Source organism: Mesorhizobium sp. WSM4898 (assembly GCF_029625845.1).
Classification (GTDB): Bacteria; Pseudomonadota; Alphaproteobacteria; order Rhizobiales; family Rhizobiaceae; genus Mesorhizobium.
Genome location: NZ_JARTVQ010000008.1, coordinates 93,592 through 114,627, shown reverse-complemented (window position 1 = coordinate 114,627; position 21,036 = coordinate 93,592). Strand labels below are relative to the sequence as shown.

The window sequence follows — 21,036 nt, the reverse complement described above, 5'->3', positions numbered from 1 at the left end:
TTCTTTGAGCGCCATACGCCGCCGGACGCGCTATGCACGCTCTAACACGCTTTTATGACGCATGATGTCACGGAATCGCTTCGTTTCCGGCCTCATGCGCTTAACCGGCTCAACTTATCCTCTGCCAGCCTTTTGCGACAGTTTCATTTCATCGATCTTGCAAACCGGCCGGTTATGATCCAGATGCAAACGGGCCGAACTGAAGGAGACGACGATGGCAGGCGGTACCATTCCCCATTTCCAGAACGACGCGGGCCATCCGGCGATCGATATCGGCGTCAAGGAATTCATGTGCACCGGCGCCAACCCGCCTTTCGACCACCCGCATGTATTCCTCGACATGGGCGACGACAATGAAAAGGTCTGCCCTTACTGCTCGACGCTCTACCGCTATTCGCCGAAGCTGAAGGCGACGGAAACCGAGCCTGCCGGCTGCCTCTATATCGACCAGGCCGCCTGATCGCGGATCTGGGTGACCGCTAGACCATGGAGGAGGCGCGGTCCCGGCAGGTCGTCATCGCCGGGGCCGGTATCGCCGGACTGACGGCAGCTCTTGCCTTTGCCGAACACGGCCATGCCGTCACGGTGCTGGAACAGGCCAGCCAGCTCGAAGCGGTGGGCGCGGGCATCCAGCTTTCCCCCAACGCCACCCGTATGCTCAGTCGGCTCGGCGCGCTCGACCGGTTGCGGCTGAGCGCGATCCGCCCGGAAGCGGTGGTGCTGAAGGGCGCTGCCACCTTGCGCGAACTGGCGCGCGTGCCGCTCGGCCAGGCCGGCGAAGAGCGTTGGGGCGCGCCCTATCTGGTGGCGCACCGCGCCGACCTGCAGGCGGCGCTGACGGCGCGGATGGCGGAGCATCCTGAAATCCAACTCGTCACCGGCGCGCGGGTAACGGACGTCGCTGTTCACCCGCAAGACATCGCCGTCGCCGCCGAAACGGATGGCGGCAGCATCGAGGCCGCCGGCGGCCTGCTGATCGGCGCGGACGGCGTCTGGTCGTCGGTTCGCAGGCTGCTTGCGGGTCGAGAGCCGGCCTTCGGGAAGAACCGCTTCTCGGGCGAGCTGGCCTGGCGCGCAACGGTTGCAGCGACAAGCGCCGCCGGCCAGGCTTTTGCAGCAATCGCCGCCGGCGACTGCATCACCGCCTTCCTGCATCCCGGCTTCCATATGGTCGCCTATCCGGTGAGCAAGGGCAGCGCCTTCAACCTCGCCGCCTTCACCAAGGGCGAGCGCATCGCCGAAGGCTGGTCCGGCCATGCCGATCCCGCCATTCTCGCCAGCGCCATGCGCGGCACGGCGCCCGCGCTGGCGAGACTCGCCGCGCTCGCCGGGCCATGGACGGCGTTTCCAATCCACACCGTCGAGCAGACGCGCTGGACGATGCCGCAGGGCGTAGCCCTGATCGGAGACGCGGCGCACGCCATGACCCCGTTCGCGGCGCAGGGCGCGGCGATGGCGATCGAGGATGCCGCGACGCTCGCCGATCTGGTCGCCGACTTCGCCGGCGATCGGCGGCAGAACCTCTCCACATGGGAAAATCGCAGGCGGCCGCGCATCGAGAAGGTGCTCAGACGCGGCGCGCTCAACCGCATGGCCTGGCACGCCTGGGGCCCGGTTGCGATCGCGCGCAACCTGGTGCTGGCGACGCGCCCGGCGGAGAAGCTCGCGGGAGATTTGGACTGGCTCTATGGCTGGGAGGAGCGGAACAGGCGGTGAGGCGTTCGCTGCAGCGGTGTCCTGCACGACCGCCAATGCTACCGCGCCTCGACAACTATGGAAGGCGAGACCGGCAGCGCGCTTCACCAACCGGTCGCTCAAAAGCCCGGCCGTTGGCGGCCGGGCTTCTCGAATTGGCGTCAGAAGCTCAGTGCAGGATCTGCGACAAGAACAGTTTCGTCCGCTCATGGCGCGGATTATCGAAGAACTCGGCCGGCGTGTTCTGCTCGACGATCTGGCCCTGATCCATGAAGATCACCCGGTTGGCGACCTTGCGGGCAAAGCCCATCTCGTGGGTGACGCAAAGCATCGTCATGCCTTCTTCGGCAAGGCCAACCATCGTCTCCAGCACTTCCTTGATCATTTCAGGGTCGAGCGCCGAGGTCGGCTCGTCGAACAGCATGATGCGCGGGTTCATGCAGAGCGAGCGGGCGATCGCCACGCGCTGCTGCTGGCCCCCGGAGAGCTGTCCAGGATATTTGTTGGCCTGCTCCGGGATCTTGACGCGCTTCAGGAAATGCATGGCGATTTCCTCGGCCTGCTTCTTCGGCGTCTTGCGCACCCAGATCGGCGCCAGCGTGCAGTTCTCCAGGATTGTCAGATGCGGGAACAGGTTGAAGTGCTGGAACACCATGCCGACCTCGCGGCGCACCTCGTCGATCTTCTTCAGATCGTTGGTGAGTTCCTTGCCGTCGACGATGATCTTGCCCTTCTGGTGCTCTTCCAGGCGGTTGATGCAGCGGATCATGGTGGACTTGCCGGAGCCGGACGGGCCGCAGATGACAATGCGCTCGCCGCGCATCACCTTGAGGTTGATGTCCTTCAGCACATGGAACTCGCCATACCATTTGTGCATGCCGACGATGTCGATGGCGACATCTGTCGTCGAGATGTGCATCTTCTTGGCGTCGACCTTGAGGTCTTCCGCGCTGACGGCGTTTTCGGTGGCCATGGCCAATTCCCCTTTTTATCGTTTGTAGCCGGTGTCCAGCCGGCGCTCGGTATACATTGAATAGCGCGACATGCCGAAGCAGAACAGCCAGAACACGAAGGCGGCGAAGATCAAGCCGGACTTCGGGGTCTGCGGCGTCGCCCAGTTGGGATCGGAGAAATTCTGCTTCACCACGCCGAGCAGGTCGAACATCGAGATGATGAGCACCAGGCTGGTGTCCTTGAACATGCCGATGAAGGTGTTGACGATGCCGGGAATGACCAGCTTCAGCGCCTGCGGCAGCACGATCAAGCCCATCTTCTGCCAATAGCCGAGGCCGAGCGAATCGGCGCCCTCATACTGGCCCTTCGGGATCGCCTGGAGGCCGCCGCGCACCACTTCCGCCATATAGGCGGCGGCAAACAGCGACACGCCGATCAGCGCCCTGAGGTACTTGTCGAAGGTAACGCCCTCGGGAAGGAAAAGCGGCAGCATGACGCTGGCGAAGAACAGCACGGTGATCAGCGGAATGCCGCGCACCGTCTCGATGAAGACGACGCAAAGCCATTTGACGATCGGCATCTGGGAGCGACGGCCGAGCGCCAGAGCGATGCCGAGCGGCAGCGACACGGCCATACCAACGAAGGAGAGACTGAGCGTCACCAGCAGCCCACCCCAGCGCGAGGTCTCGACATGCGGCAGGCCGAACACGCCGCCGACCAAAAGGAAGTGGGCGACGACCGGCAGCACGAGGAAGAGCAGGATGGCGTTCAGCCCCTTGCGCGGCACGCGCGGGATCAGCATAGGCACCAGCAACACCACGAACAGGATGGCGACCAGGATAGGCCGCCAGCGTTCCTCGATGTGATAGGTGCCGAACATGAACTGACCGAACTTGGCGTTGACGAAGGCCCAGCAGGCGCCGGTCCAGCCGTCGGGCTGGATGCCGCCTTGCGACACGGTGGCGCAGACCGTGCGGTCCGGCCCGGTCCACACTGCGTTTATGAAGGCCCAGTTGATGACCTGCGGCAGGATCCAGGCGACTATGGCGATGCCGAGGATGGTCAGGATAGTGTCGCCAACCGAGGCGGTCAGGTTCTTGCGCACCCAGGCATAGGCGCCGCGCTCGCCAGGAGGCGCCGACTGCGCCAGCGCCATCTCCGTGCGCACCCAGGACATACCATGTTCCTGCATGGCCCTACCTTTCCACCAGCGCCATTCTGGCGTTCACCACGTTCATCACTGCAGAGGTGACGAGGCTCAGCACTAGATAAGCGATCATCATAAGGAACACGCCTTCGACCGCCTGGCCGGTCTGGTTGAGCACCGTGCCGGCGGTGGCCGTGAGATCGGGGTAGCCGATGGCGATCGCCAGCGACGAGTTCTTGGTCAGGTTCAGATACTGGCTGGTGAGCGGCGGGATGACGATGCGCATCGCCTGCGGAATCACCACCAGGCGCAGGATCGGCCCGGAACGCAGGCCGAGTGCAGCCGCCGCTTCGCTCTGGCCTTTGCTCACGCCCTTGATGCCGGCGCGCACGATCTCGGCGATGAAGGCGGCCGTGTAGAAGGAAAGCGCCAGCAGGAGCGACAGGAACTCAGGCTTGATCTGAAATCCGCCCGTCAAATTGAAGGTCGACTGCTTCGGGAAGTCGAAGGTAAGCGGCATGCCGGCGAGCAGGAAGGCGAGCACGGGCAGTCCGACGATCAGGCCGACCGAGGTCCAGAACACCGGGAATTGCTGGCCGGTGGCCATCTGCCGCTGGCGCGCCCGGTGCGCGACAAACCATGCCATGGCCAGCGCTACGACAAATGCAACCAGGATCAGCCAGGAGCCGTCGCCCCAGATGCCGCGCGGAAAATAGAAGCCGCGCTGGTTGAGGAAGGAGCCGAACGGCAGGTGATAGCTCTCGCGCGGCGGCGGCAGCACCGCGAGCACGCCCGAATACCAGAAGAAGATGACCAGCAGCGGCGGGATATTGCGGAAGATCTCGACATAGACCGTGCAGATCTTACGGATCAGCCAATTTTGCGATAGCCGGCCGATGCCAATGATGAAGCCGACTATGGTGGCGAGGACAATGCCGGCGGCGGCAACGATGATTGTGTTGAGCAGGCCGACGATGAGCGCACGGCCATAGGTTGCGTCCGACGTATAGGCAATCGGCGTGTCGGAGATATCGAAACCGGCCCTGTTCCTGAGGAACTGGAAGCCTGAGGCGATGTGAAGGCGCTGGAGGTTCTCGATGACGTTGTTGACGATCCACCAGATCGAGACGAACAGAAGAATTACGACCAGCGTCTGAAAGAACAGGGCGCGTATTTTCGGGTCATTGATGAAGGAGCCGCGACCCGGCTCCTGCCGAAGGATTTCCTGCGAAGCCATAGACGATCCCCTGAAAAGAGAAACCGGGAGGCAGACGACCTGCCTCCCGGATCACATTTCCATCAGCGAACCGGCGGACCATATTGCAGGCCGCCCTTCGTCCACAGAGCGTTGATGCCGCGCGCGATCTTGAGCGGGCTGCCCGAGCCGACATTGCGCTCGAACATTTCGCCGTAGTTGCCGACCGCCTTGATGATGTTGACAACCCAGTCGTTGGAGAGGCCGAGATCGGCGCCGTACTTGCCATCGGGCTCAGTGCCAAGGAGGCGCTGGATGTTCGGATCGGTCGACGACTTCATCTCCTCGACATTGGCCTGCGTGATGCCGGCTTCCTCGGCATTGAGCAGCGCAAAATACGTCCACCGCGCGATATGGGCCCATTGATCGTCGCCCTGGCGCACGGCCGGACCGAGCGGTTCCTTGGAGATGATCTCGGGCAGCACCACGTGGTCGGCGGGCGAGGAGAGCGTCAGGCGGATGCCGTAAAGGCCGGACTGGTCGGTGGTGTAGGCGTCGCAGCGGCCGGAATCATAGGCGGCGTTGACCTCTTCCAGCTTCTCGAACACGACGGGGTTGTACTCCATCTTGTTCTTCTTGAAGTAGTCGGCGAGGTTGAGCTCCGTGGTGGTGCCGCTCTGCACGCAGACCGCGGCGCCCGAAAGCTGCAGCGCGGAGTTCACACCCGGCAGCTTCTTGGCGTTGATCATGAAGCCCTGGCCGTCATAATAGGTGACGCCGACAAAATCGAGGCCGAGCGCGCTGTCGCGGTTGCTCGTCCAGGTGGTGTTGCGCGAGAGGATATCGATCTCGCCCGACTGCAGGGCGGTGAAACGCTCCTTGGCGCTGAGCGGCGTGAACTTGACCTTGGAGCCGTCACCGAAGACGGCGGCCGCGACGGCGCGGCAGAAATCCGCATCGATGCCCTTCCAGTCGCCCTTGTCGTCCGGCGCCGAGAAGCCGGCGAGGCCGGTCGAGACGCCGCACTGGATGAAGCCCTTCTGCTTGACGGTGTCGAGCGTGCCGGCCGAAGCGGCGGACGCCATGAGCCCGAGCGCGGCGGCGCCAAGCATGCCCAATGCAATGTGTTTCATGACCCACAGACCCTTTTCTGTTACAGGCGCCCCTAATTGCAGGCGACGCTTGATCTTTTTTCGTTTGTGAATGCAGCTCCCACTTGGGCCCGCTCCCGGACCCGCATCGTTTCGCCGATGCACTGCCTCCCATTCACGAAACGCATCGAAGGCGATTATTCCTGTGAGGTCAAGGGAAATGACCGAATTGCGACACGTTTGAAAACCGATTGCCGCAAATCACCGAATTGCAGCCAAAAGCGCTCGCAAATTGGTCAAGAGCTGCAGCCGGGACCGGCAAGTCCGGCGCCATCGAAATTTTGGCCGTTACCTGAACTCCCGCCTCTTACTACTTGTTGGCGCCAATGGAAGGACTGGCGTGATTCGTAGCGAAGAAAGGCGCGCCGGGCTGCCTCCGGCGCATCGTCGCCGGAAGCCTGCAAAGAGCACGAAAGATGAGCCGGCGACCTCTCATTTGGCCCAGCCAAACACCATCGCTTGGCGGGTTCGCAGCGGTTGCGCGACCAGTTCCATCGCTCTATGGCTGAGCCCCTGACACACTGCGACGAGCGACGAACTATGGGCGACGAGCGACGAACTATGGGCGACGAGCGACGAACTATGGCGACAGACGGCAGCAACATCGGCATCAACACGCTGCTTGCCCATTCCGGCAACAACCCGCGCGACTATTTCGGCTTCGTCAATCCGCCGGTCGTGCATGCCTCGACGGTGCTTTACCCCGACGCCGCCTCGATGGCCTCGCGCAGCCAGAAATACACCTACGGGACGCGCGGCACGCCGACGATGGATGCGCTCACGCTCGCCGTCGATGCGCTGGAAGGGTCGGCCGGCACGATCGCCGTGCCGTCGGGACTGGCTGCGGTGACGATTCCCCTGCTCACCTTCGTCTCGGCCGGCGATCATGTTTTGATCGTCGATTCGGTCTATCACCCGACGCGGAATTTCGCCGATACGATGCTGAAGCGGCTCGGCATCGAAGTCGAATATTACGATCCGCGCATCGGCGCCGGGATTGCTTCGCTGATCAAGCCCAACACCAAGGTGGTGTTCACCGAGTCGCCGGGATCGAACACCTATGAGGTGCAGGACATTCCGGCCATCGCCCAGGCGGCGCATGCGGCAAATGCCATCCTCATGATGGACAACACCTGGGCGACGCCGCTCTACTTCAAGCCGCTCGACCACGGCGTCGACATCTCGATCCATGCGGCAACCAAATACCCGGCCGGCCATTCGGACGTGCTGCTCGGCCTGGTCTCGGCCAATGAGGCTTGCTGGAAGCAGCTCTATGAAGGGTTCTGCACGCTGGGCTGCTGTTCGGGCCCGGACGACATCTATCAGACGCTGCGCGGCCTGCGCACCATGGGGGTGAGGCTGGAGCAGCACCAGAAGAGCGCGCTCGAAATCGCGCGCTGGCTGGAGGAGCAGCCGAGCGTGGCGCAGGTGCTGCATCCGGCGCTGCCGAGCCATCCCGACCATGCGCTCTGGAAGCGCGATTTCTGCGGCTCGAGCGGCGTCTTTTCGATCGTTCTGAATGGCGGCGGACAGAAGGCGCAGCACGCCTTCCTCGACGCGCTGACCATCTTCGGCCTCGGCTACTCCTGGGGCGGCTATGAGAGCCTTGCGGTGCCGGTTTTCCTCGGCGACCGCACCATCGCCAAGGGCTCCTATGCCGGGCCGCTGATCCGCCTGCAGATCGGGCTGGAAGACGTCGAGGACCTCAAGGCCGACATCCAGCGCGGCCTCGCCGCCGCGGCCGAGGCCTGAGCGACGGGCTAGAGCCGTTGCCAAACTGAATCCGCGGACGGCCTAAGACCTTGGCGCGATTGAGAAAGCCGAGGCCGCTGGCGGCATCTCGCAGGCGATCCGCGCTGCAATAATATTCTCTCCAGCCGCGAATATACGGATTGGTTTGGCTTCCAAATCCGTGGCTTCGGCGGCATTTCGGGCAGCGCAAATTCCACCATTCGACAGTTCAAGCCATTTCGACCTGGGGCTGCCATGGCGTTCCGCCTCTTCGTTCCGATCCTTGCCGGCGCGACGCTGCGCGAGCGGCTGCTTGCCTGCATCGGCGCGACCATCGGCATCGCGCTGACCGGCGTGATCAGCGGGCTCGCCATGGGCAACGGACCGCATGTGGCGATGCTGGTGGCGCCGATGGGCGCGTCCGCCGTGCTGCTCTTTGCCGTTCCGTCGAGCCCGTTGGCGCAGCCCTGGTCGATCATCGGCGGCAACACGATCTCCGCGCTGGTCGGCGTGACGGTGGCGCATTTCGTGCACAACCCGGTGATCGCCTCCGGGCTGGCGGTGGCGCTGGCGATCGCCGCCATGTCGTTTACGCGCTCACTGCATCCGCCGGGCGGTGCGGCAGCCCTCACCGGCGTGCTTGGCGGGCCGGCCGTGATCAGCGCCGGCTTCCTGTTTCCCTTCGTGCCGGTGGCGCTGAACTCGATCATATTGGTGACGCTCGGTTTCCTGTTCCACAAGCTGTCGCGGCGCAACTATCCGCATGTGCCTCAGCCTGCCGCCAACAGCCACGGCACAGCCGACCGGCCGCCGGCGGAGCGCGTCGGCTTCCGGCCCGAGGATGTCGATGCCGCCCTGGCGGCACTCGACGAGACCTTCGACATCGACCGTGACGACATCGAAAGGCTGCTGCGCCAGGTCGAGCTGCAGGCGATGGTGCGCGCGCATCGGACGCTGCTCTGCCGGGACATCATGTCCCGCGACGTGATCTCGATGTCGGAGAACGCCACCGCCGACGAGGCGCGCAAGCAGCTTCTCGACCACAATATCCGCACCCTGCCGGTGGTCGACGCCGAGGCGAGGCTGGTCGGCGCCGTCGGCCTGCGCGAACTGACGCAAGCGACCGACACCGTGAAGGGCGTGATGTCGAAGGCCTGCACGGCCTCGCCCGAGACGCCGGCGATGAGCCTGCTGCCGCTGCTGACCGACGGGCGCAGCCATGCGGTGGTGATCGTCGACGCCGGACGGCATATTCTCGGACTCATCACCCAGACCGATCTGCTTGCCGCCGCCGCCCGCGCGCAGGCCGCAGACAGGCCGCCGCTGAAAGCTGTAGCATAGCGCGCGACTGGATCGGGAAAATCCGGGAACCTTTTGCCGGCAGACGCGTCCAATTGCCCGGATGCAACGCCTGTCGGGAGATCGGGGCGCGATGATGAAGTCAGCAAGTCAGGCCGCCGCGGTTTCGGCGGCGGAGGCCGGCGAGATGGCGTTGGTGCGCCGGACCCTGGCACGGGACCCGGGCGCCTTTCGCTTGATCATCAAGACGCACAACCAGCGGCTCTACCGCATCGCGCGCGGCGTGGTACGCAACGACGCCGAGGCCGAGGACATCGTGCAGGAAGCCTATATGCGCGCCTTCGCCAGCCTCGACAGCTTCCGCGGCGATGCCTCGCTCTCGACCTGGCTGTCGCGCATCGTCATCAACGAGGCGCTCGGCCGGCTGCGCAAGAAAAAGCGCATCGTGGCAATGCCTGAAAACCCTGACGCGCAGATCATCCGGTTTCCTTTGAATTCAAGCGACTTGAACCCTGGCGACGATCCGGAGCGGACAATGGCGCAGCGGCAGATCCTCGGGCTTGTCGAGCGGGCGACCGACAGCCTTCCCGATGTCTATCGCACGGTCTTCGTCGCCCGCGTCATCGAGGGATTGAGCATCGAGGAAACCGCCGACCTGCTCGGCATCAGGCCGGAAACGGTGAAGACAAGGCTGCACCGGGCGCGTGCCTTGGTGCGCAAGGCGCTGGACGACGAGATCGGCCCGGTGCTGCTCGACGCTTTTCCTTTCGCCGGCCGGCGCTGCGAACGGCTCACGCAGGCGGTGATGAAGAGGCTGGGGTTCGAGGCCTGAGGCGCGTTCAGATTTTGCGAAGCCCGCGTTGAGGATAGGCATCGCCGCCATCCCTTCGTGCTAGGGTCTGCGCTGCGTCGTTCCGCTCCTTGCTTGGCCCTGGGATGACGAAGTGATGAGCTTTTCGGCCAAACTCCAACATGCAATCTCCAACATATGTGTCCCGCTACTTTTCCCGGGAACGTTTCGCCCTCTCCCGCATCCAATGGCCGTCAACCCAGGATAAGCCCGGTGCCTCTGCGCCGGGCGAAGGAGATGCCATGTTTACCCGACCGACCGCAGCCCTCGCAGCCTTCCTCCTCGTCAGCGCAGCGCCGCTAGCTGGGGCCGCCGAGAAGCCGACCGACCCGCAGATCGCCCATATCGCCTATACGGCCGGCGTGCTCGACATCGAGGCGGCGAAGCTGGCGATCCAGAAGTCGAAAACCAAGGAGGTCGTCGACTTTGCCAAGGATATGGAGCGCGACCACGAGGCGGTGAACAAGCAGGCTCTCGACCTGGTGAAGAAGCTGAAGGTGAAGCCGGAAGACAACGCTACCAGCCAGGCGCTGACCAAGGCGGCGAAGGAAGAGCGCGCCAAGCTGGCGAAGCTCGAGGGCACTGCCTTCGACAAGGCCTATATCGAGAACGAGGTCGCGTATCACAAGCAGGTCAACGGCGCGCTCGAAACCCTGCTCATTCCTTCGGCCAGCAATGCCGAGTTGAAGAGCCTGCTCGAGACGGGGCTGAAAATCTTCCAGGGACATGAGCAGCATGCCGAGCATGTCGCCAGCACGTTGAAATGAGGGCGGGCGCGTTATCGCTGCTCGGCTCGCTGGCGCTGGCGCTTGTCGCTTCGCCGGCGCTCGCCGCCACCATCGAGGTGACGATCGACAGGCTGGTCTACTCGCCGGCGAGCGTCGAGGCCAAGGTCGGCGACACGATCGAGTGGGTGAACAAGGACGTCATCGCCCACACCGCGACGGTGAAGGGCGGCTGGGAGGTCATGATCCCGCCGAAAGCGAAAGGCAGGATCACGCTCAAGCAAGCGGGAGCGGTCGACTATTTCTGCCGCTTCCATCCCAACATGAAGGGGCACCTCAACGTGGCGCCCTAGTCCGCCGCGGGATCGCGCCGAAGCGAGGCGCGCCGTGCCTCGCTGAGCCGGGTGACGTGCGTCCATGAGCCGTCATAGATGGGCTGGCGCCGCTCGATCCAGGCGCTGAGCCCTTCGCCGAGGTCGGCGGTCGGGGCCATGCGGGCGAACTGCTCGGCCTCGACCAGCAGGCCCTCGGCGATGTTAAGGTTGATGCCGCGCGCCACCGCGGTGAGGATGCCAGCCACCGCCGCCTGCGAATGGCGGATGATGCGGTTCGCAAGATCGAGCGCGGCGGGCATCAACTCCTCATGCGGCACGACTTTGTTGACCAGCCCGAGCTCCAGCGCCCGCGCGGGCGAGAAAGGCTCGCCGGTAAGCAGCAGTTCGAGCGCGCGTTTGCGCCCGGCAAGCCTCGGCAGGCGCTGCGTGCCGCCGAAGGTCGGCGGCATGGCGAGCTTTATTTCGGGCTTGGCGAACAGGGCGCGGTCGCTGGCGACCGCCAGCGGCACCGCCTCGGTGATCTCGCAGCCACCGCCGAAGGCAAGGCCGTTGACGGCGGCGATGACCGGCTTGCGGAACGCTTCCAGCCGCGCCGTCAGCCGCTGGCCGCGCATGACGAAATCGCGCAGCGCGACATCCGTGCCTTCGGCCACGCTCAACGCGAATTCGTGGATGTCGCCGCCGGCCGAGAAGGCGCGCTCCCCTGCCCCGGTGAGGATCACGGCACGCACGGCATCGTCGGTCTCTATCCTGTCGAGGATCGCCAGCAGGCGGTCGATAAGGCCGTAATTCAGGGCATTGAGCTTTTCGGGGCGGTTGAGCGTCAGCACCGCGACGCGGTCGCGGATTTCGCAAAGCACGGGCTCGGTCATAGTGTTCTCCTTAGCCGTTCGTTTTTCTCCGCAATTCCGGACGGAAGCCGCTGCGCAGTTTCCTGGAATTGCTCTGTGGAACGGCTGCAAGGGATCAGCTTTCGGCTTGTTTGTATATTCACTAGTCGGTATACTTCATGGATGATCGAGAAGCCCAATCCGACCAGGAAACGCCTCGTCGACGCGGCGGCAAAACTCTTCTATGCCGAAGGCATCGGCCGCGTCAGCGTCGATGCCGTGGCGGAAAAGGCGGGGCTGACCAAGCGCACGCTCTACTACCACTTCAAGAGCAAGGACGAGCTGATCACGGCCTATCTCGACAGCCGCGACCAGCCGAACCTCAAGCAGATGGCCGGCTGGTTCGAGGCGGCGCAAGGCGGCGCGGACAAGAAGGTCGCGGCGATCTTCACCCATCTGGCGCGCGTGGCGCGGCACGTCAAATGGAAGGGCTGCGGATTCCTGCGCACGGCCGCCGAACTCGCCGCGATGCCCGGCCATCCGGCGGTGAAGGCGGGCTCGCGCCATAAGAGCAATTTCGAGAAATGGCTGGCGGGCGAGCTTTCTAGCCATGGCGTGCGCGAGCCGAAGATGCTGGCGCGCGAGATCGTGCTTCTGATGGACGGCGCCTTTTCCAGCATGCTGATCCATCACAATCCCGACTACATCACCGCCGCCGGCCACGCCGCCGCGACGCTGGTGCGGGCGCGGATGGCAGCGGCGTAGACCTCGCCCGGCGTCCTGACCCCGTGGACCGCGACGGGCAATTCCGGCAGCCTCAGCCGCGCGCTGCCCCCTCCTCTGCCAGCAGCCAGTCGATCATGGTGGCGGCGGGCGCGGGCGGACGGTCCGGTGCGAGAATCGAGAGAGCGCGGCCGGTCGGCACGCGCAATTCGGGAAACGGCGCCACCAGCGAGCCGGCGGCGAGAGCGCGCGACACCAGCGCCTCATGCCCCATCAAAACGCCGGCGCCGTCGACGGCGGCCTGCACAGCCATGCTGTAGAGCGAGAATTCGGAACCTGTTTCGATCGACGGGCCTTTCACGCCGGCGACTTCGAACCAAAGGCTCCAATCCTCCGTCCAGGTGGTGTCCCAGAGCAGCAACTGCGAGGAAAGTTCGGCCGGCGTCTTCAATTGTCTGGCCAGCGCCGGCGCGCAGACAGGAAAGATGACATCGTCGCAGAGCTTGAAGGATCGGCCGGCGCCCGATCTGGTGAGGAAAATAGCGAGGTCGAAAGGCTCGCGCCGGAAGTCCGGCGGCTCTTCCAGCGCATGAATGGAGGGGCGCAGCGTCGGATGCGCCGCGCGTAGGGCCGGCAGCCGCGGCGCCAGCCAGAGCTGCGCGATCGAAGGCAATGCCGCGACGCTGACCTGCGGCCGGGGCGCCGAGATACGCAATTCCTGGACGGCGAGCCCCAAGGCGTCGAAGGCGGTGGAAAACGAGGGTAGCGCCGAACGCCCAGCATCGGTGAGGTGCAGGCCTTGCGCGTGACGCACGAAAAGCGGAGAGCCTAGCCAAGCCTCCAGGGCCTTCACCTGATGCGAGACGGCGGCGGGGGTCACGCCGAGTTCGTCCGCCGCCTTGGCGAAGCTTTCATGGCGTGCCGCCGCCTCGAAGGCCCTGAGAGCGTTGAGCGGCGGCATGCGCGGTCGCGGCGGATTGACGGCCATCTGCAACTTTTCCAGTGCCGCGCCGCCTGCCATGACGGCGCGGCAATGCTTCGAGCGAAAGAACGGCGACCGCCTGCGCTCGCCTCCAGGACCTCAAGTCTATTTGAGGGCCACCGGAACGAGCTTGCCGTCGACCTTCCGCCACTCAAATACGACGAAGCCCGGCTGCTTGATATCCCCTTTGTCGTCATAGGAAATGGTGCCAAGCACGGTCGGGATGGCTGCTCCCGAATGGAGATACTCGGACGCCGCCTTCGGGTCGTCGACCTTTGCCTTGGCGATCGCCTCGGCGAGGATCTGGGTGGCGGCATAGGCGTAGAGCGTGACGGCTTCAGTGGGCACATTCTTCGCCTTCAGGTCGGCGACCGCGTCTTTGGCTTCGGGAAAGCTCGCCGGATCGGGGAAGGACGTCATCAGCGTGCCGGCCGCGCCATCGCCGCCGATGGCGCCGAACTCGCTGTTGGATATGCCGTCGCCGCCCATCAGGACCGTCTTGACGCCCTGGTCGTGCATCTGGCGCACGATGAGGCCGGCCTCTGTGTGCTGGCCGCCATAATAGACAAGGTCGGCGCCCGACTCCTTGATCTTTGCGACAAGCGCGCTGTAGTCCTTCTCGCCCGGGTTGATCTCCTCGCGCAGCACCTCCTTGCCGCCGCCGGAATTGTAGGCCTTGGCCATCTCGTCGGCGAGGCCCTTGCCGGCCGTCGACTTGTCGTCGACGATCGCGACCTTCTTGCCGGCAAAACGCTCGAGCACGAATTTCGCGGCGATGATGCCCTGCTGGTCGTCGCGGCCGCAGGCCCGGAACGCGTCCCATAGGCCTCGCTCAGTCACCATCGGGTTGGTGGCCGTGGGCGTGACGAAGAGCACGCCGTTTTCTGCATAAATCTCCGAGGCCGGAATGGTGACACCGGAATTGTAGTGGCCGACGACATAGTGCACGCCGTCGGCGACGAACTTGTTGGCGACCGACACGCCCTGCTTGGGGTCGGAGACATCGTCGCCGACCGAGACGCTGAGCTTCTGACCGAGCACGCCGCCATTGGCGTTTATGCGCTGGATCGCCGTCTCGACGCCGACGCGGTACTGCTCGCCATAGGCGGCGTTCGGCCCCGACATCGGGCCGGCGACGCCGAGCACGATATCCGCCCTGGCGACGCCGGCGGCGGCGGCCATCAGGGCAGCAGTCATCAATCGCAGAATCATGCGCATGGTCATTCCCCTTTGTTGAAGAAGGCGGGCTTCTCGCCCGCGGCCCTTGCTTTTGACGAAGCGGGCTCCCTGCCCGCGGGTTCAGGCGCTCAGCTGACGAAATGTAGCTTCGTGAACCGGCGCCGGAATGCACTCACATCCGCCGCGACATCCTCCACGGCATCGTTGCCACGCAGTCCCCTGGCGATGAGGGCGGCAAGCTCGGGCATGTCCTTCTCCGTCATGCCCCAGCGCACGATCTCGGGCGTGCCGAAGCGCAGGCCGTTCATGTCGCCATCGATCGCCGTGACCGGCAGGCCGATGCCGCAGGTGAGGATGTTTGCACGCCTCAGCCGCTTCGCCGCCGCCTGGCCGCCGCCGAACTCCGCCGCTTCGATGGCGAACTGATGCGAGGCGGTGTGCCCCTTGGCCGTCGAGAACACCGGCAGGCCGCGCTCAGCCAGCGCGCTTGCCAGCGCCTTGGCGGTGCCGGCCATGGCGGCGGCATAGGCCCGGCCATGCGCCTTCCAGTCGAGCATGGTGATGGCCAGGGCGGCGGCCTTGGCGGCATCGAAATTGGCGGTCATGCCGGGAAAGGCGATGCGGTCGAGCTTTTCGGCGATCTCGGCGTCGTTGGTGACGATCAGGCCCGAAGGCGGGCCGCCGAGGCTCTTATAGGTGCTCATCGTCATCATATGGGCGCCCTCCTCCAGCGGCTGCTGCCAGGCCTGTCCGGCGATCATGCCGCAGAGATGCGCGGCATCGAACAGCACCAGCGCACCGACCTCGTCGGCGATCGCCCTGATTTCCTGGATGGGATGCGGCAGCAGATTGAGGCTGCTGCCGATGGTGATCATCTTCGGCCTGATCTTAAGGGCAAGCGCGCGCAGCCTCTCGATATCGACCGTGTAGCCGCCGGCATCGACGGGCGCGGCATGAATCTCCAGCCCGTACAGGCCGGCGCAGCCCGCCATATGGTGCGTGACATGGCCGCCGATGGCCGGCGGCGGCGCGATGATGGCGTCGCCTGGCCGCGCCGCGACCATGAAAGCGTAGAGGTTGGCGATGGCGCCGGAAGGGACGCGGATTTCGGCATATTTCGCGCCGAAGACTTGCGCCGCAAGCTCGGCGGCGATGACCTCGATGCGTTCGACGCCCTCCAGTCCCATCTCGTATTTGTCGTCGGGATAGCCGAGCGACGGACGCGAGCCGAGCCGGGCGGCAAGCGCGGCCTCCGCCTTCGGGTTCATTACATTGGTCGCCGGATTGAGGTTGATGCAGTCGGCCTCGTGGATTTGCCGGTTGAGCGTGATTGCGCCCTCTATCGCGGCGAGCACGGCGTCGTTCCCCTGCCCGCTTGTGGCGGTCGCCAGCGCCTGGATAAAATCCTCGCAATGGGCGGGAACCCAGGGCCTGCGGGCAAGAGCGGTCATCGAAACCTCCCTGTGCCGGATGCGATGTCCGGCTCGTCAGGGCATGGTGGAGGCTTGGCCGGCCGGGCGCAAACGAGTAGTTCTAGCGGCTAGGCTTAGAAAATTTAGGGGTAGGAATTAGGGCAATGCGCCTGACTTAGGTGGTGCAATGCAGGAAGCGGATGGTCATTATAAGGAGAGTCTTTATAACGGTCGATCTGATCATGACCACCAAGGGGAGACGATGCGCTACATACGTCCGCAATCAATAGAAGAGGCCGCCGGCCTGTTGGCCAGCGCGGCCGGCCCGGCCGCGATCCTTGCCGGAGGCAGCGACCTTCTGGTGAGGATGAAGGGCGGCTTCATCGAGCCCGAGCTGATCGTCGACATCAAGGCGATCGCGGGCCTTAGCGAAATCAAGGAAACGGCAGAAGGCTTCAGCATCGGCGCCGCGGTGCCCTGCGCGGTGCTCGGCGAGAACGCGGCGCTGAAGAAGGCCTGGCCGGGCGTCGTCGAGGCGGCCAAGCTGATCGGCTCGAAGCAGGTGCAGGGACGCTGCACAATCGTCGGCAATCTCTGCAACGCCTCGCCCGCCGCCGACAGCGTGCCGGCGCTGGTGGCTGCCGGCGCCAAGGCTGTTGTTGCCGGGCCGAACGGCAGGCGCACGATCCCCGTGGAAGCCGTGCCGACCGGACCGGGCCGTACCTCGCTGGCCAAGGGCGAGATCATCGAGGCGATCCTGCTCGACAAGCGCGCGCCAAATGCAGGCGACGCCTATCAGCGCTTCATTCCGCGCACCGAGATGGACATCGCCGTGGTCAGCGCCGGCGTGAACCTGACGCTCGGCGAGGCGGGCGCGATCAAGTCGGCCCGCGTGGCGCTGGGCGCCGCGGCGCCCACGGTGCTGCTGGTCGAGGAGGCGGCCGAGGTGCTCGTCGGCTCGAAGCTGGATGAGGCGACGCTGGAGCGGCTCGCCAAGATCTGCGCGGGCGCCTGCCGCCCGATCGACGACAAGCGCGGCACCATCGAATTCAGACGGAAAGTTGCGGGTGTGCTGGCGAAGCGTGTCGCCACCACCGCCTATGAGCGTGCAGGAGGCAAATGATGGCCGGTGTAGCGGTTTCAACGACAATCAACGGCGATCACGTCGAATATCTTTGCCAGCCGGACGAGACGCTGCTCGACGTGCTGCGCGACCGGCTGGGACTGACCGGCGCCAAGGAAGGCTGCGGGACCGGCGACTGCGGCGCCTGCAGCGTCATCGTCGACAACCGGCTGGTGTGCTCCTGCCTGGTGCTCGGCGCCGAGGCCGAAGGCCGCCAGATCGAGACCATCGAAGGCATGGCGCATGGCGACCAGCTGCATCCGCTGCAGCAGAAATTCCTCGAGCACGCCGCCTTGCAATGCGGCATCTGCACGCCAGGTTTTTTGATTGCGGCGAAGGATCTGCTCGAGAAGAACCCCTCCCCGACCGAGGAGGAAATCCGCTTCGGGCTCGCCGGCAATCTCTGCCGCTGCACCGGCTATGACAAGATCGTGCGCGCCGTCCAGGACGCGGCAAACGTGATGAAGGGAGCCTGAGATGAATTTCGATCCGCGCTACTCGGGACGCAGCTTCTCATCTGTCGGCACGCGCCCGCTCCGCCCCGACGGCGTCGACAAGGTGACGGGACGTGCCCGCTACGGCGCCGACTTCAACATGGCCGGGCAGCTGGTCGGCCGTGTGCTTCGCAGCCCGCACGCCCACGCGATCATCAAGAAGATCGACACCTCGAAAGCCGAAAAGCTCGCCGGCGTGAAGGCGGTGATCACGGCGAAAGACCTGCCGGACCTGACCGATGGCGATGCCGCCATGTTCGACACCCTCGACAATTGCATGGCGCGCAAGAAGGCGCTCTATGATGGCCATGCCGTGGCCGCGGTGGCGGCGATCGATGCCCGCACCGCCAGGCAGGCGCTGAAGCTGATCGAGGTCGACTATGAGGTGCTGCCGCATGTGACCGACGTCGACGAGGCGATGCAGCACCACGCCCCGCTCATCAACGATGCCATCTTCACCGAAGGGCTGGAGGAAAAGCCGGTCAAGCCGTCCAACGTCTCCAAGCGCACGCAATACGGCCATGGCGACGTCCACCAGGGTTTTGCCCAGGCCGATTTCGTCGTCGAGCGCTCCTTCAAGACCGAGCAGACGCATCAGGGCTATATCGAGCCGCATGCCTGCGTGGCGAGCGTCAATCCCGACGGCACGGCCGATCTCTGGGTCTGCACGCAAGGCCATTTCGTCTATCGCCAGCATTGCGCCCAGCTGCTCGGCCTCGAAGTCTCGAAGCTGCGCGTCACCTCTTCCGAGATCGGCGGCGGCTTCGGCGGCAAGACCCATGTCTGGGCCGAGCCGGTGGCGCTGGCCCTGTCGCGCAAGGCCGGCCGCCCGGTGAAGCTGGTGATGACCCGCGACGAAGTGTTCCGCGCCTCAGGGCCAACCAGCGCCACCTCGATCGACGTCAAGATCGGCGCGAGGAAGGACGGCACCATCACCGCCGCCGAAGCGACGCTGCGCTACACCTGCGGCCCCTATGCCGGCATGTGGGCGGAGATCGGCGCCATGACGGCATTCGCCTGCTACAAGCTGGAGAACGTCAAGACCGTCGGCTACGAAGTGCTGGTCAACCGGCCGAAGACCGCGGCCTATCGCGCGCCCTCGGCGCCGATGGCGGCGTTCGCGGTGGAAAGCGCTGTCGACGAGCTCGCCAAGGAGATCGGCATCGATCCGGTCGAGTTCCGCATCAAGAATGCGGCGCAGGAAGGCACCCGCGCCTCCTACGGCCCGGTCTACGGCCCGATCGGCATCGGACCGACGCTCGAGGCGGTCAAGGAGCACCCGCATATGCGCGCGCCGCTGGCTCAGAACCAAGGCCGCGGCATGGCCTGCGGCTTCTGGTTCAACTTCGGCGGCCAGACCTGCACCGACTTGAACGTCGGCATGGACGGCACGGTGTCGCTCGCCGTCGGCACAGTCGACGTCGGTGGTTCCCGCGCGTCGCTGTCGCTGGTGGCGGCGGAGGAGCTCGGCATCGACTACAGCCAGGTCAAGGCGATCGTCGCCGACACTTCCAGCCTCGGTTACAACGACATGACCGACGGCAGCCGCGGCACCTTCTCCTCCTCGATGGCGACCATCTCGGCCGCCCGCAACGCCATCAAGGTGCTGCGCGAGCGCGCCGCGCAGATGTGGGACATCTCGGTCGACGACGTTGCCTGGGAAAAAGGCCACGCGGTCGCCAAGGGCGAGAAGCACGGCAATCTCGGCAAGCTGTCGCTGAAGGAGATCGCCGCACAGTCCGGCAAGACCGGCGGGCCGATCGCCGGGCATAGCGAGCTCGTCGCCGACGGCGCCGGCGTCTCCTTCGCCACCCATATCTGCGACGTCGAGGTCGATCCCGAGACCGGCTCGACCAGGGTGATCCGCTACACGGTGGTGCAGGATGCCGGCAAGGCGGTGCACCCGACCTATGTCGAGGGCCAGTACCAGGGCGGTGCCGCGCAAGGCATCGGCTGGGCGCTCAACGAGGAGTATATCTACGGCAAGGACGGCCGCCTGCAGAACCCGGGCTTCCTCGACTACCGCATCCCGGTCTGCTCCGACCTGCCGATGATCGACACGCAGATCCTCGAAATCCCCAACCCCAACCATCCCTACGGGGTGCGCGGCGTCGGCGAGACCTCGATCGTGCCGCCGCTGGCGGCGATCGCCAACGCGGTGTCGAACGCGGTGGGCGTGCGCATGAGCCACATCCCGATGTCGCCGCCGCGGATTCTTGCAGCGCTCGAGGCCGAACGGGAAGGCTAGCATGCTGAAAAGCGCGAAGCGGTTTTCAGCTCACGTCACGGTCCAATGAGGATCAGGCGATAATGGTCCAAGTCACGCTCTGGGGCTCGCTCAGCGCCGCCGCCGGAGGCAAGGACAAGCTCGACATCGAGGCCAAGGACATCAGGGAGCTGTTCCGCAAGCTTGCGGAACAGCATCCCGCGTTCGAACCCCTGCTCGATCGCGGCATCGCGGTCGCGATCGACGGGACGATCTATCGCGACACATGGTCGAAGGAACTGCCGCCGGGGGCGGAGATTTTCCTGCTGCCGCGGCTGGCGGGTGGATAGGCGGAGCGGCCGACCGCCTTCGCCGGATTCGCACTGAGCCTCACCCCTTTTTGACAGAGCCGGCAGTGACCTCATCCTTGTGCGCGGCAAAGGCTTCCAGGACCTCGGTCTTTTCGGCTTTCGGAACCTTGAAGCGGTCGAGCGTCCGCCCGAGTTCCGCTGCGACCTCGTCGAATTCGGCGGGAGAAATCTTCAGGTCCTTGTGGGCCTCCTCGAGGCCGAGCGGCGTCGCGCCCGGCTCGGTGGCCACGAACTTGAAGGGGCCGCCGGAAACATCGCACACCCACAGCGTACGCATGAACTTGAGGCCCGGCAGCCGTTCGAGGTTCTTGGTGTGCCATTTGCGCAGTTGCGGGTTCTTGGACTTCTTGCCGACGATGGGGTTTTTCACGACGGCGTCGCTGAAGTGATCGACCACGGCTGCGATGGCGAACACGCCCCCCAGCCGATCGTATAGACTCTTGTCCGGCGCGGTCTGCTTGGTCTGCGCCAGCGCATCGCCGGCGGGCAACATGGCGGTCGACGCGGCCGCCGCCGCCAGCACGGCGACGACGCTTCGTCTCGAAAGAGAGGTCGAAACAGCCGTTTTCATCTCTGGTACCTCCGTTGCGCCAGAGCCGGCCGCTCTGGCGGCTTCAATGCGTGATTGCGGGAC

General features: G+C 65.0%; 21 protein-coding genes. 12 read left to right on the top strand and 9 right to left on the bottom strand.

Annotated features, from left to right (window positions below):
• Nucleotides 1-214: 214 nt before the first annotated feature.
• Together P9228_RS25455 and P9228_RS25450 are read left to right on the top strand one after the other, a co-directional pair.
• Entirely contained in the window at nt 215-460 is a 246-nt protein-coding gene (locus P9228_RS25455; RefSeq protein ID WP_066997164.1) for a zinc-finger domain-containing protein, read from the top strand.
• A 26-nt stretch (nt 461-486) separates the two neighbouring features.
• Entirely contained in the window at nt 487-1,716 is a 1,230-nt protein-coding gene (locus tag P9228_RS25450) for an FAD-dependent monooxygenase (protein ID WP_278056155.1), read from the top strand.
• A gap of 148 nt (nt 1,717-1,864) precedes the next feature.
• Here P9228_RS25450 and P9228_RS25445 read toward each other — a convergent pair whose 3' ends face one another.
• The 4 genes from P9228_RS25445 to P9228_RS25430 form a co-directional block, all read right to left on the bottom strand.
• Nucleotides 1,865-2,668 (bottom strand): amino acid ABC transporter ATP-binding protein, encoded by an 804-nt coding sequence (locus tag P9228_RS25445; RefSeq protein WP_066997155.1) that lies wholly within the window; start codon nt 2,666-2,668, stop codon nt 1,865-1,867.
• 15 nt (nt 2,669-2,683) lie between these two features.
• On the bottom strand, nt 2,684-3,841 hold the full coding sequence (locus tag P9228_RS25440) for an amino acid ABC transporter permease (protein WP_127241989.1): 1,158 nt from the start codon (nt 3,839-3,841) through the stop codon (nt 2,684-2,686).
• 4 nt (nt 3,842-3,845) lie between these two features.
• Entirely contained in the window at nt 3,846-5,033 is a 1,188-nt protein-coding gene (locus P9228_RS25435) for an amino acid ABC transporter permease (RefSeq protein ID WP_127241988.1), read from the bottom strand.
• A gap of 62 nt (nt 5,034-5,095) precedes the next feature.
• Entirely contained in the window at nt 5,096-6,124 is a 1,029-nt protein-coding gene (locus tag P9228_RS25430; protein WP_066997146.1) for an amino acid ABC transporter substrate-binding protein, read from the bottom strand.
• A 600-nt stretch (nt 6,125-6,724) separates the two neighbouring features.
• Here P9228_RS25430 and P9228_RS25425 point away from each other — a divergent pair.
• From P9228_RS25425 to P9228_RS25405, 5 genes are all read left to right on the top strand, one after another.
• Nucleotides 6,725-7,894 (top strand): cystathionine beta-lyase, encoded by a 1,170-nt coding sequence (locus P9228_RS25425; protein ID WP_278056149.1) that lies wholly within the window; start codon nt 6,725-6,727, stop codon nt 7,892-7,894.
• Nucleotides 7,895-8,128: 234 nt separating this feature from the next.
• Complete coding sequence (locus P9228_RS25420) at nt 8,129-9,214, top strand: HPP family protein (RefSeq protein ID WP_278056148.1); 1,086 nt, start codon at nt 8,129-8,131, stop codon at nt 9,212-9,214.
• A gap of 94 nt (nt 9,215-9,308) precedes the next feature.
• Nucleotides 9,309-10,004, top strand: coding sequence for an RNA polymerase sigma factor (locus tag P9228_RS25415; RefSeq protein ID WP_278056259.1), 696 nt, complete (start codon nt 9,309-9,311; stop codon nt 10,002-10,004).
• Nucleotides 10,005-10,264: 260 nt separating this feature from the next.
• A complete protein-coding gene (locus P9228_RS25410; protein WP_278056146.1) occupies nt 10,265-10,789 on the top strand; it encodes a DUF4142 domain-containing protein in 525 nt (174 codons plus the stop codon).
• Complete coding sequence (locus P9228_RS25405; protein WP_278056144.1) at nt 10,786-11,100, top strand: cupredoxin family copper-binding protein; 315 nt, start codon at nt 10,786-10,788, stop codon at nt 11,098-11,100. Before P9228_RS25410 ends, P9228_RS25405 begins: the two co-directional genes overlap by 4 nt.
• Here the strand turns inward: P9228_RS25405 and P9228_RS25400 are convergent.
• The gene (locus tag P9228_RS25400; protein ID WP_278056143.1) at nt 11,097-11,954 is read right to left on the bottom strand and encodes a crotonase/enoyl-CoA hydratase family protein; all 858 of its coding nucleotides are present in this window, start codon (nt 11,952-11,954) and stop codon (nt 11,097-11,099) included. The genes P9228_RS25405 and P9228_RS25400 overlap by 4 nt on opposite strands.
• 141 nt (nt 11,955-12,095) lie before the next feature.
• Here P9228_RS25400 and P9228_RS25395 point away from each other — a divergent pair, with 141 nt between their 5' ends.
• Nucleotides 12,096-12,677, top strand: a complete 582-nt coding sequence (locus tag P9228_RS25395) for a TetR/AcrR family transcriptional regulator (RefSeq protein WP_095802571.1) — start codon at nt 12,096-12,098, stop codon at nt 12,675-12,677.
• Between the two features lie 52 nt (nt 12,678-12,729).
• Here P9228_RS25395 and P9228_RS25390 read toward each other — a convergent pair whose 3' ends face one another.
• The 3 genes from P9228_RS25390 to P9228_RS25380 all read right to left on the bottom strand — a co-directional run bounded on the left by P9228_RS25390 (nt 12,730) and on the right by P9228_RS25380 (nt 16,247).
• Entirely contained in the window at nt 12,730-13,623 is an 894-nt protein-coding gene (locus tag P9228_RS25390; RefSeq protein WP_278056140.1) for a LysR family transcriptional regulator, read from the bottom strand.
• Between the two features lie 99 nt (nt 13,624-13,722).
• Nucleotides 13,723-14,841, bottom strand: coding sequence for a branched-chain amino acid ABC transporter substrate-binding protein (locus tag P9228_RS25385; RefSeq protein ID WP_095802572.1), 1,119 nt, complete (start codon nt 14,839-14,841; stop codon nt 13,723-13,725).
• A gap of 83 nt (nt 14,842-14,924) precedes the next feature.
• Entirely contained in the window at nt 14,925-16,247 is a 1,323-nt protein-coding gene (locus tag P9228_RS25380) for an aminotransferase class I/II-fold pyridoxal phosphate-dependent enzyme (protein ID WP_278056137.1), read from the bottom strand.
• A gap of 223 nt (nt 16,248-16,470) precedes the next feature.
• Here P9228_RS25380 and P9228_RS25375 point away from each other — a divergent pair, with 223 nt between their 5' ends.
• From P9228_RS25375 to P9228_RS25360, 4 genes are all read left to right on the top strand, one after another.
• Nucleotides 16,471-17,331 (top strand): xanthine dehydrogenase family protein subunit M, encoded by an 861-nt coding sequence (locus P9228_RS25375; RefSeq protein WP_095824450.1) that lies wholly within the window; start codon nt 16,471-16,473, stop codon nt 17,329-17,331.
• Nucleotides 17,331-17,807: a (2Fe-2S)-binding protein gene (locus tag P9228_RS25370; RefSeq protein WP_066997187.1), complete on the top strand. Its 477-nt coding sequence runs from the start codon at nt 17,331-17,333 to the stop codon at nt 17,805-17,807. Before P9228_RS25375 ends, P9228_RS25370 begins: the two co-directional genes overlap by 1 nt.
• Before the next feature lies 1 nt (nt 17,808).
• Complete coding sequence (locus tag P9228_RS25365) at nt 17,809-20,073, top strand: xanthine dehydrogenase family protein molybdopterin-binding subunit (protein ID WP_278056134.1); 2,265 nt, start codon at nt 17,809-17,811, stop codon at nt 20,071-20,073.
• Between the two features lie 62 nt (nt 20,074-20,135).
• Nucleotides 20,136-20,381, top strand: coding sequence for a MoaD/ThiS family protein (locus tag P9228_RS25360; protein WP_066997117.1), 246 nt, complete (start codon nt 20,136-20,138; stop codon nt 20,379-20,381).
• Between the two features lie 40 nt (nt 20,382-20,421).
• Here the strand turns inward: P9228_RS25360 and P9228_RS25355 are convergent, their stop codons facing one another.
• Nucleotides 20,422-20,925 (bottom strand): group 1 truncated hemoglobin, encoded by a 504-nt coding sequence (locus P9228_RS25355; protein WP_245307528.1) that lies wholly within the window; start codon nt 20,923-20,925, stop codon nt 20,422-20,424.
• Nucleotides 20,926-21,036 lie beyond the last annotated feature (111 nt).

Bases quoted from the DNA above. Each gene is read 5' to 3' on its own strand.
- P9228_RS25455 (WP_066997164.1), top strand. From the start codon at position 215: ATGGCAGGCGGTACCATTCCCCATTTCCAGAACGACGCGGGCCATCCG.
- P9228_RS25450 (WP_278056155.1), top strand. From the start codon at position 487: ATGGAGGAGGCGCGGTCCCGGCAGGTCGTCATCGCCGGGGCCGGTATC.
- P9228_RS25445 (WP_066997155.1), bottom strand. From the start codon at position 2,668: ATGGCCACCGAAAACGCCGTCAGCGCGGAAGACCTCAAGGTCGACGCC.
- P9228_RS25440 (WP_127241989.1), bottom strand. From the start codon at position 3,841: ATGCAGGAACATGGTATGTCCTGGGTGCGCACGGAGATGGCGCTGGCG.
- P9228_RS25435 (WP_127241988.1), bottom strand. From the start codon at position 5,033: ATGGCTTCGCAGGAAATCCTTCGGCAGGAGCCGGGTCGCGGCTCCTTC.
- P9228_RS25430 (WP_066997146.1), bottom strand. From the start codon at position 6,124: ATGAAACACATTGCATTGGGCATGCTTGGCGCCGCCGCGCTCGGGCTC.
- P9228_RS25425 (WP_278056149.1), top strand. From the start codon at position 6,725: ATGGCGACAGACGGCAGCAACATCGGCATCAACACGCTGCTTGCCCAT.
- P9228_RS25420 (WP_278056148.1), top strand. From the start codon at position 8,129: ATGGCGTTCCGCCTCTTCGTTCCGATCCTTGCCGGCGCGACGCTGCGC.
- P9228_RS25415 (WP_278056259.1), top strand. From the start codon at position 9,309: ATGAAGTCAGCAAGTCAGGCCGCCGCGGTTTCGGCGGCGGAGGCCGGC.
- P9228_RS25410 (WP_278056146.1), top strand. From the start codon at position 10,265: ATGTTTACCCGACCGACCGCAGCCCTCGCAGCCTTCCTCCTCGTCAGC.
- P9228_RS25405 (WP_278056144.1), top strand. From the start codon at position 10,786: ATGAGGGCGGGCGCGTTATCGCTGCTCGGCTCGCTGGCGCTGGCGCTT.
- P9228_RS25400 (WP_278056143.1), bottom strand. From the start codon at position 11,954: ATGACCGAGCCCGTGCTTTGCGAAATCCGCGACCGCGTCGCGGTGCTG.
- P9228_RS25395 (WP_095802571.1), top strand. From the start codon at position 12,096: ATGATCGAGAAGCCCAATCCGACCAGGAAACGCCTCGTCGACGCGGCG.
- P9228_RS25390 (WP_278056140.1), bottom strand. From the start codon at position 13,623: ATGGCCGTCAATCCGCCGCGACCGCGCATGCCGCCGCTCAACGCTCTC.
- P9228_RS25385 (WP_095802572.1), bottom strand. From the start codon at position 14,841: ATGACCATGCGCATGATTCTGCGATTGATGACTGCTGCCCTGATGGCC.
- P9228_RS25380 (WP_278056137.1), bottom strand. From the start codon at position 16,247: ATGACCGCTCTTGCCCGCAGGCCCTGGGTTCCCGCCCATTGCGAGGAT.
- P9228_RS25375 (WP_095824450.1), top strand. From the start codon at position 16,471: ATGCGCTACATACGTCCGCAATCAATAGAAGAGGCCGCCGGCCTGTTG.
- P9228_RS25370 (WP_066997187.1), top strand. From the start codon at position 17,331: ATGGCCGGTGTAGCGGTTTCAACGACAATCAACGGCGATCACGTCGAA.
- P9228_RS25365 (WP_278056134.1), top strand. From the start codon at position 17,809: ATGAATTTCGATCCGCGCTACTCGGGACGCAGCTTCTCATCTGTCGGC.
- P9228_RS25360 (WP_066997117.1), top strand. From the start codon at position 20,136: ATGGTCCAAGTCACGCTCTGGGGCTCGCTCAGCGCCGCCGCCGGAGGC.